General features: G+C 40.2%; 15 protein-coding genes and 1 pseudogene. 8 read left to right on the top strand and 8 right to left on the bottom strand.

Going from position 1 to position 14,223, the window contains the following annotated elements; genetic code table 11:
• Positions 1–165 precede the first annotated feature (165 nt).
• On the bottom strand, positions 166–1,038 hold the full coding sequence (locus ACOZIR_RS07090; protein ID WP_045290926.1) for an STAS domain-containing protein: 873 nt from the start codon (positions 1,036–1,038) through the stop codon (positions 166–168).
• Positions 1,039–1,271: 233 nt separating this feature from the next.
• On the opposite strand from ACOZIR_RS07090, the gene ACOZIR_RS07085 reads away from it, so the two are divergent.
• Together ACOZIR_RS07085 and ACOZIR_RS07080 are read left to right on the top strand one after the other, a co-directional pair.
• On the top strand, positions 1,272–1,484 hold the full coding sequence (locus tag ACOZIR_RS07085) for a cold-shock protein (protein WP_045290928.1): 213 nt from the start codon (positions 1,272–1,274) through the stop codon (positions 1,482–1,484).
• 475 nt (positions 1,485–1,959) lie between these two features.
• Positions 1,960–2,439: pseudogene (locus tag ACOZIR_RS07080) on the top strand (hypothetical protein); the annotation flags it as partial.
• 208 nt (positions 2,440–2,647) lie between these two features.
• On the opposite strand, the gene ACOZIR_RS07075 reads toward ACOZIR_RS07080, so the two are convergent.
• From ACOZIR_RS07075 to ACOZIR_RS07065, 3 genes are all read right to left on the bottom strand, one after another.
• On the bottom strand, positions 2,648–3,253 hold the full coding sequence (locus ACOZIR_RS07075) for a methyl-accepting chemotaxis protein (RefSeq protein WP_045290932.1): 606 nt from the start codon (positions 3,251–3,253) through the stop codon (positions 2,648–2,650).
• Positions 3,254–3,270: 17 nt separating this feature from the next.
• The gene (locus tag ACOZIR_RS07070) at positions 3,271–4,920 is read right to left on the bottom strand and encodes a sensor domain-containing diguanylate cyclase (RefSeq protein WP_045290934.1); all 1,650 of its coding nucleotides are present in this window, start codon (positions 4,918–4,920) and stop codon (positions 3,271–3,273) included.
• 276 nt (positions 4,921–5,196) lie between these two features.
• Positions 5,197–6,531, bottom strand: a complete 1,335-nt coding sequence (locus ACOZIR_RS07065) for an SH3 domain-containing protein (protein WP_045290936.1) — start codon at positions 6,529–6,531, stop codon at positions 5,197–5,199.
• Positions 6,532–6,878: 347 nt separating this feature from the next.
• Here ACOZIR_RS07065 and ACOZIR_RS07060 point away from each other — a divergent pair, with 347 nt between their 5' ends.
• From ACOZIR_RS07060 to ACOZIR_RS07050, 3 genes are all read left to right on the top strand, one after another.
• Positions 6,879–8,090, top strand: coding sequence for an AGE family epimerase/isomerase (locus tag ACOZIR_RS07060; protein ID WP_045290938.1), 1,212 nt, complete (start codon positions 6,879–6,881; stop codon positions 8,088–8,090).
• A 130-nt stretch (positions 8,091–8,220) separates the two neighbouring features.
• Positions 8,221–8,526: a hypothetical protein gene (locus ACOZIR_RS07055; protein WP_224357817.1), complete on the top strand. Its 306-nt coding sequence runs from the start codon at positions 8,221–8,223 to the stop codon at positions 8,524–8,526.
• Between the two features lie 17 nt (positions 8,527–8,543).
• Positions 8,544–8,846, top strand: coding sequence for a hypothetical protein (locus ACOZIR_RS07050; protein WP_224357816.1), 303 nt, complete (start codon positions 8,544–8,546; stop codon positions 8,844–8,846).
• Between the two features lie 177 nt (positions 8,847–9,023).
• Here ACOZIR_RS07050 and ACOZIR_RS07045 read toward each other — a convergent pair whose 3' ends face one another.
• Entirely contained in the window at positions 9,024–9,965 is a 942-nt protein-coding gene (locus ACOZIR_RS07045; protein WP_045290944.1) for a magnesium transporter CorA family protein, read from the bottom strand.
• A gap of 165 nt (positions 9,966–10,130) precedes the next feature.
• Between ACOZIR_RS07045 and ACOZIR_RS07040 the strand changes: the two genes are divergently transcribed.
• On the top strand, positions 10,131–10,988 hold the full coding sequence (locus ACOZIR_RS07040) for an STAS domain-containing protein (protein ID WP_045290945.1): 858 nt from the start codon (positions 10,131–10,133) through the stop codon (positions 10,986–10,988).
• A 43-nt stretch (positions 10,989–11,031) separates the two neighbouring features.
• On the opposite strand, the gene ACOZIR_RS07035 is transcribed toward ACOZIR_RS07040, so the two are convergent.
• On the bottom strand, positions 11,032–11,256 hold the full coding sequence (locus ACOZIR_RS07035) for a hypothetical protein (protein WP_028409498.1): 225 nt from the start codon (positions 11,254–11,256) through the stop codon (positions 11,032–11,034).
• A 31-nt stretch (positions 11,257–11,287) separates the two neighbouring features.
• Positions 11,288–12,157, bottom strand: a complete 870-nt coding sequence (locus tag ACOZIR_RS07030; RefSeq protein ID WP_045290946.1) for an SDR family oxidoreductase — start codon at positions 12,155–12,157, stop codon at positions 11,288–11,290.
• Positions 12,158–12,377: 220 nt separating this feature from the next.
• On the opposite strand from ACOZIR_RS07030, the gene ACOZIR_RS07025 reads away from it, so the two are divergent.
• On the top strand, positions 12,378–12,716 hold the full coding sequence (locus ACOZIR_RS07025) for a general stress protein (RefSeq protein ID WP_045290948.1): 339 nt from the start codon (positions 12,378–12,380) through the stop codon (positions 12,714–12,716).
• A gap of 291 nt (positions 12,717–13,007) precedes the next feature.
• On the opposite strand, the gene ACOZIR_RS07020 is transcribed toward ACOZIR_RS07025, so the two are convergent.
• Positions 13,008–13,178: a hypothetical protein gene (locus tag ACOZIR_RS07020; RefSeq protein ID WP_169746655.1), complete on the bottom strand. Its 171-nt coding sequence runs from the start codon at positions 13,176–13,178 to the stop codon at positions 13,008–13,010.
• A gap of 103 nt (positions 13,179–13,281) precedes the next feature.
• Between ACOZIR_RS07020 and ACOZIR_RS07015 the strand changes: the two genes are divergently transcribed.
• Positions 13,282–14,211 carry an SDR family oxidoreductase gene (locus ACOZIR_RS07015; RefSeq protein ID WP_045290950.1) on the top strand — a complete coding sequence of 310 codons (930 nt, stop codon included), beginning with the start codon at positions 13,282–13,284 and terminating at the stop codon, positions 14,209–14,211.
• Positions 14,212–14,223: the final 12 nt, after the last annotated feature.

Here is a 14,223-nt window from a genome sequence, read left to right as displayed (position 1 = left end):
TTAATTTTTTTGTAATATAAGCTATTCAATCACCAGCTAGAAGCAGCCACATACATGAAACCTACGTTCACCCTAACAACAAAAAAACCCGAACCATCAATCAGATTAATAGTTCGGATTTAACTTCAACTAACATACTTTGTCTAGGCCTCTTCCTTTTTTTATTTATTGGAAAGGCCATTTGTTTTGGTTTCTTTGCGGATTTTCTGGTAGCTTACTGAAGCCTATTTCTTCAAGACCTTTTTCTAACGTCGCTCTTGTTTTGATTGTTCCAAAATCGACGCCTAAATCAACAACGGTTTGCGCGATTTCCGGACGTATGCCGGTAATCATCGTTTTAGTGCCGATAAGCTGTAAGGCTTTTACAATTTGAAAAATATTGTCCGCTACCATCGTATCGACGATAAGAACACCTGAAATATCAAATATTAAATAACTCAGCTGCAGCTGAGCACTTTTTTCTAAAGCCGTTTCCATAATAAGCTGCGAACGATGCGTATCAATTTGTCCAACGATTGGCATCACAGCGATTCCTTCAGAAAGAGGAACGATGGGAACTGATAATTCTTCTAGCGCTGCATAAGCGCGTTTTATGGTTTCGGTATTGTGTTCTTCATAGATTTCGACAAATATATGATTAAGCTGATCAAGCATGGGATCAATTTTTTTACTTACATCAAGCATCGTAATAGGAGCAAACTGCTTCTGCTGCAGCTCTTCTGTAAAAACACCCCATATCACTGTTCGAAACAGCGCGAGCGATTTTAACGTTTGACTCAAAGAAAGTCCGTTTTCCACCGCCACTTTTCCTATATCTGTACCCCACTGAATGATTTTCTTTAAAACGACCGAGTGCTCTTCGAATAACGACTCGCCTAAATACTCAATGAGTTCTGCTCTCCATTTTAAAACTTCGCTTTCTTCGTGGTAAACAAGCTTCCGCTTATATTCAGAGTCCATCAGATCAGAAAATTGTATCGCTAATTCCTGTTTATTATCGATAATTTTCTTCCCTATATATAACAACTCATCCCTCATTTTTTTTCTTTATCTCCTTTAGTTAGCAGAATTAACGATTACATTTTATAACAATAGTTATGTCACACACAATATAAAAATATAACCGAAATGAAAAAATTGTTAAGACCTCCCTATTTGCTTTTATCCCTGCTCTTCTAATCGGCATAACTCCCATAAAATGATTGAGATTTCAGCGTTTGGGTAAAAACCTATTAAGAATTTATTTCTATACTTATAAGGGGGATTTTTCAATGAGCAAACATAAAGGAACCGTTAAATCGTTCAACGAATCAAAAGGATCTGGATTTATCACACCCGAAGACGGATCAAAAGAAGTGTTCGTTCACTCCAATGCGATCGACCGTAAGGAATATAAAAACCTGTCAGAAGGACAAAAAGTAGAGTTTGAAATCCAAGAAGGAGCTAAAGGACCCAGCGCTATAAAAGTACACCCAGTTGACTGATAGAGTGACATTTACATACAGGCTATGGGTAGACTGGCCAATCAAATACTCTTCGAATAAAAACCCCTCTTCGACTTTTGTTCGAACGAGGTGTTTTTTTATATGATGCAACTAATTCTACGTTCAAAATTAGTTACTATTAGCTATTAAAAAAACAGTTCTAAAGTTGTCGGACAAGTATCCAAACATTTCTTCTATGAATGAATACAGTATAGAGTACTGCAAAGAAAGGGTGATTATTATAAAAAAGTATTATTTTCATTACAATGATAAAGATGATAAATATTATGTAGAAAAATCTTATCCTCACAAGAAGAAAGCTTCCCTTAACAATAAGAAAGAGCAACATCAAGAAGATGCTCCTGAGGAAGCACGCGGCTGGGCTTACGGTCACGAAGAAGATAGCTCTGAAGAATCACAAGTTTGGACTTATGGACGCGCAGAAGATTTCTATGAGGAATCACATGATTGGGCTTCTAAATGTAAAGAAGATAAAGACAAAAAAGGAAGCACGCGGGAGTCAGCATTTAGAGCGCTCAATTTAACGATGCCTCAAAATGTTCCTGCAAATACGTTTGTAAAAGCAGTTTTCCCAACTGAACAATTTGATTTAGCAAATGAATATAACCCGATTACTTCTACCTTCCGCCCCAAAAAAGATGGCGTATATTCTATCATTGCTACAATTGGATTCTCTCCTAACGACCAGATGCTAGATTATAGAACTCGCATAGAAATACGTGTAAATGGGACAACCGCTATAGCGATCGATAACGATTTCTTTGGCGGGAACACACCGTTTGTTAATGCGGTATCCGTGTCTACTATTTATAATTTAGAAGCTGGAGATCGCGTTGAAGTTTTTGTTCAAAGCAGCATAGCTGGTACAATCGTCACATCCGAAGATGGCTCACATTTTGAAGCAGCAAGATTTCCTTCTCCAACAAATAACTAACACTAGCTTTTAGACAAAAGCATCAATCCCCTCTTTTTAGATCGCTTTATTTTTCTAAAGGAGGGGATTGATATGAACCTTAGTGGTCTAAAGGTTCGTAGAAACTTTTTAAGCGTTTGTATGTACATAATTCTTTAGTAGATTTATAACATTAATCCAGTGTATAAAATCATGTACTTCTATGTAGTAGTCCACTACTCTGCTTCATTCACGCTTGCTTCGCTAACTTTTCCGTTACGCTGCCAAGCTCTTCAACTAACCCACTTAAAAATTCCGCCGTCTGGTCAATGATCTGCAGCGATTGCAGCTGACGCACGGAAGCAGAAGAAATGCTGGTGCTGCTTGCAGCCGATTGGTTGGCAAAAGAGGTCATATCGCTGACGGCATGGAGCACCTGTGTAGATCCGGCTGCTATTTGCTGTGCGGAAGCAGCCGTTTGCTGAATTTGTTTTTGAACGTACGCAGATGCGTCGGCGATTCGATTAAAAACATTTTCCGCTTCGTTAGCTAGTAAAATACCGGTTTTCACATTAGCAGTTCCTGATTGAATGAATGCTACGGCTTGAGACGTTTCTTGCTGAATATGCTGACTGAGCCTTGCTACTTGTTCGGCTGACTGATTGGATTGTTCTGCAAGTTTGCGAACTTCCGCTGCTACGACCGCAAACCCTTTACCATGTTCGCCTGGCGTTGAATTATGTTCCATAGACATGCCGGACATCCCCATCGGCCAAATACGATGAATGATATGTATGAGCAGAGAAAGTATCACTGCTCCGCTTGATAAAACAACCATTAATTTATGTTTATTCATATTTATCCCTTTCTATATTAGACAATACTTTCTTGATCTATATCTATAGAATCGGCTACAGATTGGGTTTTTTTATAGAAATTCACGTTATTTTTCCCCTGCCGTTTTCCTTCGTACAGCGCTTGATCCGCCTGTTTTAGCAGTTCTTGAAACGATTCTCCGTTTTCTGGATAATAAGCGGCTCCAATGGTCGATGTAGCTGTAAAGATGCAGGATTCAATACTCCATTCTTTTTGAAGCTCTCGGTGAATTCGGTCCATGATCTGCTGTATTTCCTCGCGCCTTTCAATGTGCCGAAGCAAGATCACAAATTCATCGCCTCCGAGGCGATACACTTCGTCACATGTGCGAATGCAAGACGTTAAACGATGCGTGTACTGAATTAAAAATGCATCGCCAATATCATGACCAAATTGATCGTTCACTTCTTTAAAATTATCACAGTCTAAAAACAGCAGGCCAAACCTTTCCTTTTGCTCGATCGCAGACTGTATTTGTTTTTGCAGCATCATTCGATTCGGCACCCCCGTCAAACTGTCATGAAATGCCTTAAATTTCAGCTGATTTTCTAGGTTTTTTTGCGCAGTAATATCGGTTTGAATCAGCACGTAGCTTGAGATTCGGTGATGAATATCTGTCAGCGGAACAATGGTCTTATGGCTCCACACGATGACGCCTTCTTTTGTTATGCTTTTGACTTGCCCTCTCCAAACCTTTCCTTGGCCAATACTTTCAAGAACCCGAAGATCATAGCTGACATCAAATAACTCGTATGATTGTCCGATTAGCTCTTCTTTTTCACAGCCAAATATCGTACAGAACATATCATTGACATACCTAATTGTTCCATATGGATCCAGGACGCTTACGATAGCGGACTCATCAAGGGCATACTTCATGTTTGCTAAATCTTTCACCGTATTTTCCAGCTTTATTTCAGCTGTCTTTTCCTTTGTAACGTCCTGAGCAATCAAGTAAATACCAATCCATTCATTTTCCACTATGATGGGCACATTTGTAACATATAAATAAATCATTCCTTTTTCTTTGTGCCACGCTTGGATTTCTTTGCTGTAGCTTTGGTCGTATATGATGTGATGCAGAGGCAAAGCACTGGCGTCAATCTTCAGTTCTTCTAGAAGCTGCCTGTAAGAACTGTTGATGATATCCTGGGTAGCGTATCCGAACATTTGCTCACAGGCAGGATTTGCTTGAACAATTTTACCGCTTAAATCCATCATACATATGGCGTTTTCATGGTTCATAAAAAGCGACTTATACTGTTCCAAGCTTTGGGCTAAGTCTTTTTTTAACTTTTGGATATTTTTACTCATTACTAATAGGTGCGTACTATTGTCGGCATCATCAAAAATTGGGGTAAGCGTTGTTTCAAACGCTTCAGCTTCATCTGAGAAGGTATTTATGTCGTTGTAGGTAACTGGCTTTTTGGTTTCCATCGCTTTCATATAGTAAGGGTAAAGGGAGTGATACGCCCGCTCAGGGAGTACGCTTTCTAGCAGCATGCCCGCTTCTCCTTGGCATCGTACAAGCTTAGCAGCCGCTTTATTCATTTTTTTATAATAAAGATGTTGGTTCTTTACTTCCGCTAAAAAAACCAGCTCATTCATTTGATCAAAATAAAATTCAAACACATGATCTTTCAACATGGTAGGATGCATCTCCTTCGTTTTTTCACAGATGAACGCCCCCTGTACTTTACACTTCTGTATGAAATATACACTAGATCTTTTCGCACACAAACACAACTTTAAATGTACAAACAGTAGTTCTTTTGTATCATTACCTACCCTCCTTCATAAGAAGGGTAAACATGATGGACAAAAATAAAAAAGATCCGAACGGGTTTGATTCTAAATCAAGAATCAAACCCGTTCGGATCTTCCTTCAACTAAGCTACTTTTATTCCAGCCTCTTTTTTAAACCTACTTAATTCCGTAATATTCTTCAAGCGTAATTCCTTTACTCTTAATCGCCTGCGCCACTGGTTTACCTACATATCGCAAATGCCACGGCTCATATTTATAGCCAGTTACCGCATCTTTTCCTTTTGGATAACGAATAATAAATCCATATTCTGCTGCGTGGGCATCGAGCCAAGTTGCTTCTTTTGTTCCGCCAAAGCAGTCTTGAGCAGCACATGTGCCGTCTCCTTTTGTTACATCAATTCCAAGACCCGTTTCATGTTCACTCGTGCCTGGCAATGCGCTATAAGTTGCCGCTTTATCATAACCGTCTCGTTGAACATACGAACTAAAAAGCGCGCTTTGCGTTGCATGTGAACGGTAAGCCGATACGCCAAGAAGCGTAACGCCTTGTTTTTTCGCACCTGCAAATAACTGTGCAATAGCAGCGGCTGCTTCACTGCGCATTTTTTTCTTTTCTGTTTGTTCTTTGAATGTAAATGGAATTGTTGTATATACTAAATCTTTCGGAACGTAGTTTTCCGGAAGCTTGTTTTGTTTATTCACAACAACTTGGATACTTTCAGGGTTCGAAACCACTTTCATGCCAGCTAATGCTCGTACGTATTGACCGCTTACATAGCCAACTTTACCTTGATACGTAATTTTCAGCCAGCCGTTTGCTGCTTTAGCCGTTACGTCTATCTGTGTGCCGGCTTTAAGTGTTGCCATGACAGTACCAGCAGTTGAAGCAGCTGTTCGAACATTTAAATTCGCCGTCGCCACATAGACAGAAGCCGCCGGAGCTGGAGCCGGAGCCGGTTCAGAAGAACCCGTTGATTCCTTTACGTACTGCGTGCTCACATAGCCTGTTTTGCCTTGATAGCTTACTTTTAGCCAGCCGTTCGCTGCTTGTTCTGTCGACGTTAGCTGCGTGCCTTGTTTGACCGTTACAACAATCGCGCTTGATGTCGATGGATTGCTTCGAATATTTAAATTTGCGGTTGTTACATAAGTTTTAGTCGTTGAACTCGCTGACTTTTTAACATACTCACTGCTTACGTAGCCCGTTTTGCCTTGATAGCTTACTTTCAGCCAGCCGCTTGCTGCTTGTCCAACTACCGTTAGCTGCGTGCCTTGTTTGACCGTTGCAATAATCGCGTTGGACGTCGATGGACCGCTTCGGATATTTAAATTCGCCGTTGTCGTGTATGTTTCTTCCGCTGCGCTTGCGACAGTTGGCTCACCCGTAAAATGTAAAGAATGAAGACCTAGAGTTCCTGCGCCTGCAAGAGTAAAAGCAAGTCCTGTTACCGCTAATTTTTTGTAAAATCTTTGTTTGTTCACTTCTGTCATTTTTTATACCTCATTTGCAAAATATAATAGAAATACATGTTGCCAGTTTAATAGATTAAGTGAAAACAGAATCCGATGTTTAAGCTAAACCTTAAACTAGCCACACTAAATAAAATCATTTGACGTCTAGAGGCTCTGTACATTTGTTCGTTCCAGCTAGCACGTATCTTTAGAATACCGGATAATCGTGTCAAAAGTATATCAAAATATTTCAAACTTGTTTCCAAACTGATACATTTTCAACAAAAATAGAATAATAGAGCAGAAACAGCAAAAAAACCCTTACGTTTACTCCCACCTGCTTAGGGTAAAAAACAACTAAAAACATAGATTGAGATGGTGATAAAATGAACACGGCAACGGATTTTTCCTCAACTGCATTTCGAGAACCTCACACATTAAAACAGCATATTTTTGATACACTTCATTTTTACTACCCCGCTTGCATTGACAAAACAAACGGCGGATATATCCATGAATACTACGACGACGGCACCGTCAACAATACGCATTCAAAGGACTTGGTAAGTACGGCGCGCTTTATTTATATCTTCAGTGTAGGAGCTCTTTTAGACGGGCCGGATTGGTGCAAAGAAGCAGCTCAGCACGGCATTCGTTTTCTACAAAACAACCATTATGATAGAGAGCACGGCGGGTATTTTTTTGAAATAGCCGATGACGGAGAAGTAAAAGATGATTCTAAACAAGCATATGGCCACGCTTTTGCTCTTTTAGCTTCTTCCATCGCGTATCAAGCCGGCATTTCAGAAGCAAAAGAAACAATTGAACAGGTATATGACGTGATGGAAAAGTACTTTTGGGAAGATGCGCACGGCTTTTACCGAGACGAATGGGACGCATCTTGGTCAGCTTCTTCTTTGTATCGCGGCCAAAATGCAAATATGCATATGTGTGAAGCGATGCTTTCTGCCTTTGAAGCAACAAGAGATAAAAAATACGTAGACCGAGCGTACACGCTTGCAAAAGGCGTTACCCAGCAGCTTGCTGAACGATCTGGCGGCATGATTTGGGAGCATTATGATACAGACTGGCAGCCGGATTGGGACTACAATAAAAACAATACAAAAGATGAATTTCGTCCGTATGGCTTTATACCAGGACATCAGTTTGAATGGAGCAAGCTGCTTTTATGGCTTGATCGGCACCGCTCGGAAAACTGGATGACAGAACGTGCAAAGTATTTGTTTGATAAAGGCTGGAACCGAGGCTGGGATGCTAAGTACGAAGGTCTTTACTTTGCGCTGTCTCCTCAAGAAGAGGTCATTGATCGGGATAAAAACTATTGGGTGATGGGCGAAGCCATTTCTGCGGCTTCACTGCTCGGGGTAAAAACCGGAGACAGCGGATATTGGAAAGCATACGACGCCCTGTTCTCCTACTGTCAGAAACACTTTATCGATCACACATATGGAGGCTGGTATCAGCTGTTAAATCAGGAAAACGAACGCTACAGCTCGAAAAAAAGCCCGGCTCCTAAAGCCGATTATCACCCTGTAGCAGCTTGCTATCAAACGCTGATAGCACTGGATTCTCTCTAAGATAACGACAAAGAAGAAACCGTTTTCTTCCAAATGCGTTTATTTCGTTTATTTAAGGGAATTTACTTACTAACAATCAATGTTTCTACATTTCATAAAAAGCACGACTATATATATGTAAGGAGTGAAGATGATGTATTTTTACGCGTTAGCACAAGGAACAGATTCTGGAGACCCAGTAACACTGCATCATGAGAAGAAATTTTCGAAAAAAGAATTTTTAGCGATGTTTAATGAAGCGTTAGATGAGTTGGATACGCATCCAGCTCCAAGCGATGTTGGTGAATACCTTTGCCGTGCGTACGGATTTCAAGAAATCGAAATCGAGACGGGTGTTGTATGCTACTGCGCTCCGTTTAGAAAGCTAGACGACTCGGATATTATAGAAGACCGCACGTACATGGACGCCACGACAGGGACACTAAAATACAACTAATCAAAAAGAAAGGTTGGATGTGTGTGAAGACCGTACAGAACATTTATCGAACGAGTGAAGCTGTACCAGAATCGGGCGCTTACATTTGTGAGGAAGGTGAAATTAAACTCTTTCAAAAAGATGATCTTTTTACACCTTGCCCACACACACGTGAATCAACGACGTGGAAGCCCGTAGATGACGCCTTTTCAACCGGAGAATTGGTTCCGCAAACCGGTCGCTATACCGACGAAAACGGCAATCAAGTAAAGCTAAAAGAAAACGATTTATTCCCAAGATGCCTTCGTTCAGGTGAGCCCACGACGTGGAGGCGAGGGTAAAAAACAACAAAGAGGCTGAGACAAAAATAGTTTAGCCCAAGTGAAAAACGAACCACTCATCAAACACGTTGGTGAGTGGTTCGTTTTTTTGTGATGGTGAATATAGTTTGATCTGTTTTGGTTCTTCTAGCATTGATTGGATTCATTTCGTTATGTCTCAACCTCTTTTATTAAAGCTTATTTAAAAAATGAGTTCTTTTTTCTTCCTTTTAAGAGATCCCCCGTCCACCCTTTCATTCGTAAATAAAGATAAATGGCCACGGTCGACAGAACAATCAAAATAAGCGCATAGACATAGCCAAACTTCCAGTCAAGCTCGGGCATTCCTTTAAAGTTCATTCCCCAAAGGGCTCCAAAAGCCGTTAAAGGCGTGCTGATTGCTGTCAGCAGCGTTAAAGCTTTCATAATCTCATTTCCTCGATGAGTAGACACCACTTCTTCTAGTTTAATTAACGCGTCAAATTCTTTTTGATATTGTTCAATCAGCGTTAAGCCAATTTCGATTTTTTTGCACATCCGCTGATATTCGACCGTTTGGTTAATTTTTTTATGAAACGCTTCTTCTATTCCCATGGTGACTTCTCGAACAGAACTGATTAAATTTGTCCATATAAGCAAATCGTACCGCGCTTTATGAATGTCATCTAACACGTCAATGTTATTATTATGGCGCACTTCCCACAGAAGCTCTCTGAAATGACTTTCAAACTGATCAAACCCATTTAAGTGTTTTTTCATAATTTCGCCTAAAAGAATAAAAAAACTTTCCGCTGTGTTAGCAGCCTGCTTCATGCGTTCAATCATTCGTTCATGATTGGTGTTTTCAAGGATTTTCAAATCGATTCCTGCCGTTATAATAAACTCCTCGGTAACGTAAAAATGAAATGAATCGTAATCCTTTTGATCAAACGACTTCTTATGATAAATGAGTGAACCATAAATCAGCTCACTTTCTCCTATTACATCTACTTGAATATGATTCGAATTTTTCTTTTGAAGCTGCTGGCAAAACCATTCATCTCTTGGATACTGATAGTCTTTGATGACATCAGCTATTCCATCGGCTTCTTCTAAATCAAACTGATACCATTTCCACTGATTGCTCGTCACGGTATTCATACTTTCCCTCTTTCCCCTTTTATTAGAATTTTTCCCTATATACAATTACTTAAAACCTAATACACAAAATAAACATACATTTCATATCCATCTTTATAAAAAAGATGCTATAATAAATACGTTGCGCACCTGCGCATGTTTTATCAGTTTGAGAGGAGAATATCAGTGAAGAAAGATATCGCTTTACGTTCTTATCTGCTAGAAAGTGCACCAACTATGACGGAGGAATGGTATGAATCTTTGGACAAAAAATCTTCTGAAGGCGTATATACCTCTAATGATCCTGACGTCATTCAACGCTTAAAAGCGCAAAACTATGAATTTCACTTATATATTAGCAACGTCTTTATAGAAGATGAAAAAAGCTTTTTTGAATCTTTTAATACGTGGCTAAATAAAGTTGCCAAAGACCAGCAGCATCTCAGAACCCCCATTCAAAGTATTATTAAAGAATTTATGAACGTCCGCAAACAATACTGCGAGTATATTCGCCGATTTGCAGAACTTCATGATGACATCACTCAGCAGCATATCGATATGTGGAATGAAAAAGTAGTACGGGTATTTGATATTATTATTTTGAAATTCATCACAGAAGCGCAGGAATATGCCTCAAACCGCCTCCGCTCTCAGCAAGAAATGATTCATGAATTAAGTTCACCTGTTATTGTGATTAAAAAAGACGTGGCTCTTTTACCGTTAGTCGGTGATATTGATACAGCAAGAGCCAAAATGATCCTAGAAAGCACGTTAAAACAGTGTGCAGAGAAGCAAATCGCTCATTTGTATATTGATTTGTCAGGAGTTGTGATGATTGATACAATGGTCGCGCACGAGCTGTTTCAGCTGATAAATGCGCTTGATTTAATCGGCGTTAAATCAATTTTATCGGGCATTCGTCCTGAACTAGCTACTACTGCGATGCAGCTTGGACTGAAATTTGATCATATACGAATTAAATCGAATCTTGCTCAAGCATTAGAAGATGATTCAAAAATTGTAATTGCTTCTAGCACTCATTAATATAGGAATACAAACAAAAAAAACAGCCCGAGAAGGCTGTTTTTTATTTTCTATGATGAATGTTTTCAGAACCTGATTCATCTTTCGTTTTGGTTTTATTTTTCTCTTCTTTTTGTTCAAGTCTTATGTCTTCCAACGGCATAGGATCGACCGTTTCTTCTTCTTTAAAACGTTCAAATAACGTTTCGTCTTGATCTGTTACACGCTGTTCCGTTTCATCTCTTTTTTTTGGTGTATTTGAAATAGATCTTTTCTGGCGTTCTCCCATCTTTTTCTCCTCCTTTATATAGGTGAAGCAATTATGTGTTCATGAAATCTCCGCCGTTGACATGAAGCGTTTGACCCGTCATATAAGATGAATCATTTGAAGCTAGCAGCACATAGCAGCCTACGTGCTCCACAGGATGCCCAGGTCTGCCCATCGGCGTATCTGTACCGAATTCTCCTACTTTATCACCTGAGAAAGTAGACGGGATAAGCGGTGTCCAGATTGGTCCCGGCGCGACAGCATTAACGCGAATGCCGTCTTTGACAAGCGCTTGCGCCATACTGCGCGTAAAGCCGTTGATTGCACCTTTTGTCGCAGTATAATCGATCAACTGAGGATTTCCACGGTAAGGATTAATTGACGTTGTATTAATGATCGCACTGCCTTTTCCTAAATAATCAAGCGCTTTTTTCGTAAAATAAAAATATGAATAAAAGTTCGTTTTGAACGTTCGTTCAAGCTGTTCACTCGTAATTTCTTTAATGCTTTCTTTTGGGTGCTGCTCCCCTGCATTGTTCACAAGGATATCAAGCTTTCCAAGCTCACTCACTGTTTTTTCTACCGCTTCATTACAGAACGATTCGTCTCCTACGTCTCCTGCAATCAGCAGGCATCTTACACCTTCTTCTTCAATGCGGGCTTTTGTTTCCTCCGCATCGCTATGTTCGTTTAAATAAACGATGGCTACGTCTGCTCCTTCTTTCGCATAAGCAATGGATACAGCTCGTCCAATTCCGCTGTCTCCTCCAGTAACCAGCGCTACTTTTCCTTTTAATTTTCCTGTACCAATGTAATTGTCATCCTCATAAATAGGGAGAGGATTCATCTCACTTTCGATACCCGGCTGGCGGTCTTGCGTTTGTTGGGGCTGACCTTGTGTTTGTTGTTCTTGTAAATTCATTTTAATCTCCTCCTATTTTTGATGGAACTTTTTAGTATAGTCTACGTTTAGCCTTCTGTTTTGAAGTTCAAACATCTTTTTTAAAATTTATTATGCTTCCATTCTTTTTTACTATCTTGGAAAATTCATAGAAAACAAGTTTAAAGTTGGAAACAAAGGTTACATGAGAAGTAGAAGATGTATTTCAGAAATATCTTTTATGAGGAGGTTTGGTTGGTGTATGAAACACATTCAAGTAGCACAAAACCAAGAGGAAGCAACCTGCGTCATCCATTCTTTTTTAAAGAAAGGATTTACAAGCAAAGATATTTACCTGCTGGCCTACGATAAAGAATGGGCTCACGAATTAACGGAGGCCACACATACAAAAAAGTATAGAATGGCAGAGCAAGGTATTTTTGAAACAGCGGTGAACATGCTTCTTTCAAGAGAAGATGAGCTGCTTTCAAAAATGGCTTCTCTCGGCTTATCTAATCAAGAAGCAAACCGGTATAAAGAAGAGATGAAACAAGGACATATCGTGGTCATTGGCGCCCAGAGCCAGTCGATTCCCTACTAAGGTATAAAAGAGCTGAAACGTTTTCTAATAGGTTATAAGGGTATTTAGTAAAATAAACCATTTTTTATCAAGAAAGGAAGTTATAACGATGTTAAATTATTTGGGAATTCACATAGGCTCTCTTTACTTTCCTACCAGTATTTTGCTTATCACGTTTCTCGTATTAATCGGCTTTTTTATTTATTTCCTCTCTAGAAAAAGAAAAAATCGCCATGAATCACGTGATCAATCGCGCGGAAAATAAAAGAGAATGTCAAAGTAAAAGCCCTTCATGCAGAAGGGCTCTTTGTACTATAAAACAGGAAGATACTTCTCATAGCGCGGGTTTACATAAAAAGGCGGACGAGGTCCTAAAAGCGGCATCATAAGAGGCTGAGGGTCCGAGTTATAGATTACTTTCACCGTCTGATTTGACCCGTCCATCAGCAATAGCTTCACTTCTTCACTGTAGTAATATCGCATGAACTCCCCTTCTTTCTCGCATTCTACACTCTTTATACGTATGCATGAGAGATTGATCTATGTCATAGAGTGAAAGAGTAATGCTTTTTGAGGAGGTTGTTTTATGTGTCCAAACAATGAATTTTATCAGGACAAGCAAGGGTATCCGATGCAGCCGAATTACGGAAAAATTACGCGCTATGAAGACGTTCCGATTACGGTGCCTGAACAGCGGCAGCTTCGCCAGCCCGGGTTAGAAAGTTTGATGGTTCCGCGCCCCATTATCGAAAATCCGCATTACAATGGCAGCGGCAAATTAAAAGGGAAAGTTGCTCTCATTACAGGCGGTGACAGCGGAATCGGAGCTGCCGCTGCCATCGCCTTTGCCAAAGAAGGAGCAGACGTTGCGATTGCTTATTTAGATGAACATGAAGACGCGAATCGTACGAAAAAACGGATTGAAGAACTCAGTCAAAAATGTGTGCTGCTTCCCGGCGACGTGCGGGACAAACAGCACTGTAAAGACATCGTCGAAAAAGCGGTAGCAGCGTTCGGTCAGCTTGATATTTTGTGCAATAACGTAGGCGTTCAGTTTCAGCAGATGAGTCTTTTAGATATCACTGATGAGCAGTTTGATCATACGTTTAAAGTTAATATTTACTCGCACTTTTACACGACGCGTGCCGCTCTGCCGCATTTAAAAGCCGGCAGCTCAATTATTAATACCGCTTCAATTGTGACGTATAAAGGCTATGAGCAGTTAATTGACTACACGGCAACCAAAGGAGCCATTGTTGGTTTCACTCGAGCGCTTTCCAATAGTGTGATTAAAGACGGCATTCGCGTAAACGCAGTAGCTCCGGGCCGCATTTGGACACCTCTCATTCCAGCAAGCTTTTCAGCTGATCAAGTAACGCAAGTAGACAATCCGATGGAACGCCAGGGACAACCGTTTGAACTTGCTCCGACCTACGTGTATCTCGCAAGCGATGACTCACGGTTTGTCACAGGGCAAACGCTTCATGTAAACGGCGGAGAATGGGTTTCTTCTTAAAAATCTCAATAT

Origin of the sequence: Priestia sp. D3YE.R1 (genome assembly GCF_049199565.1) — a bacterium.
Classification (GTDB): domain Bacteria; phylum Bacillota; class Bacilli; order Bacillales; family Bacillaceae_H; genus Priestia; species Priestia aryabhattai.
This window is presented reverse-complemented; position numbering and strand designations above follow the sequence as displayed.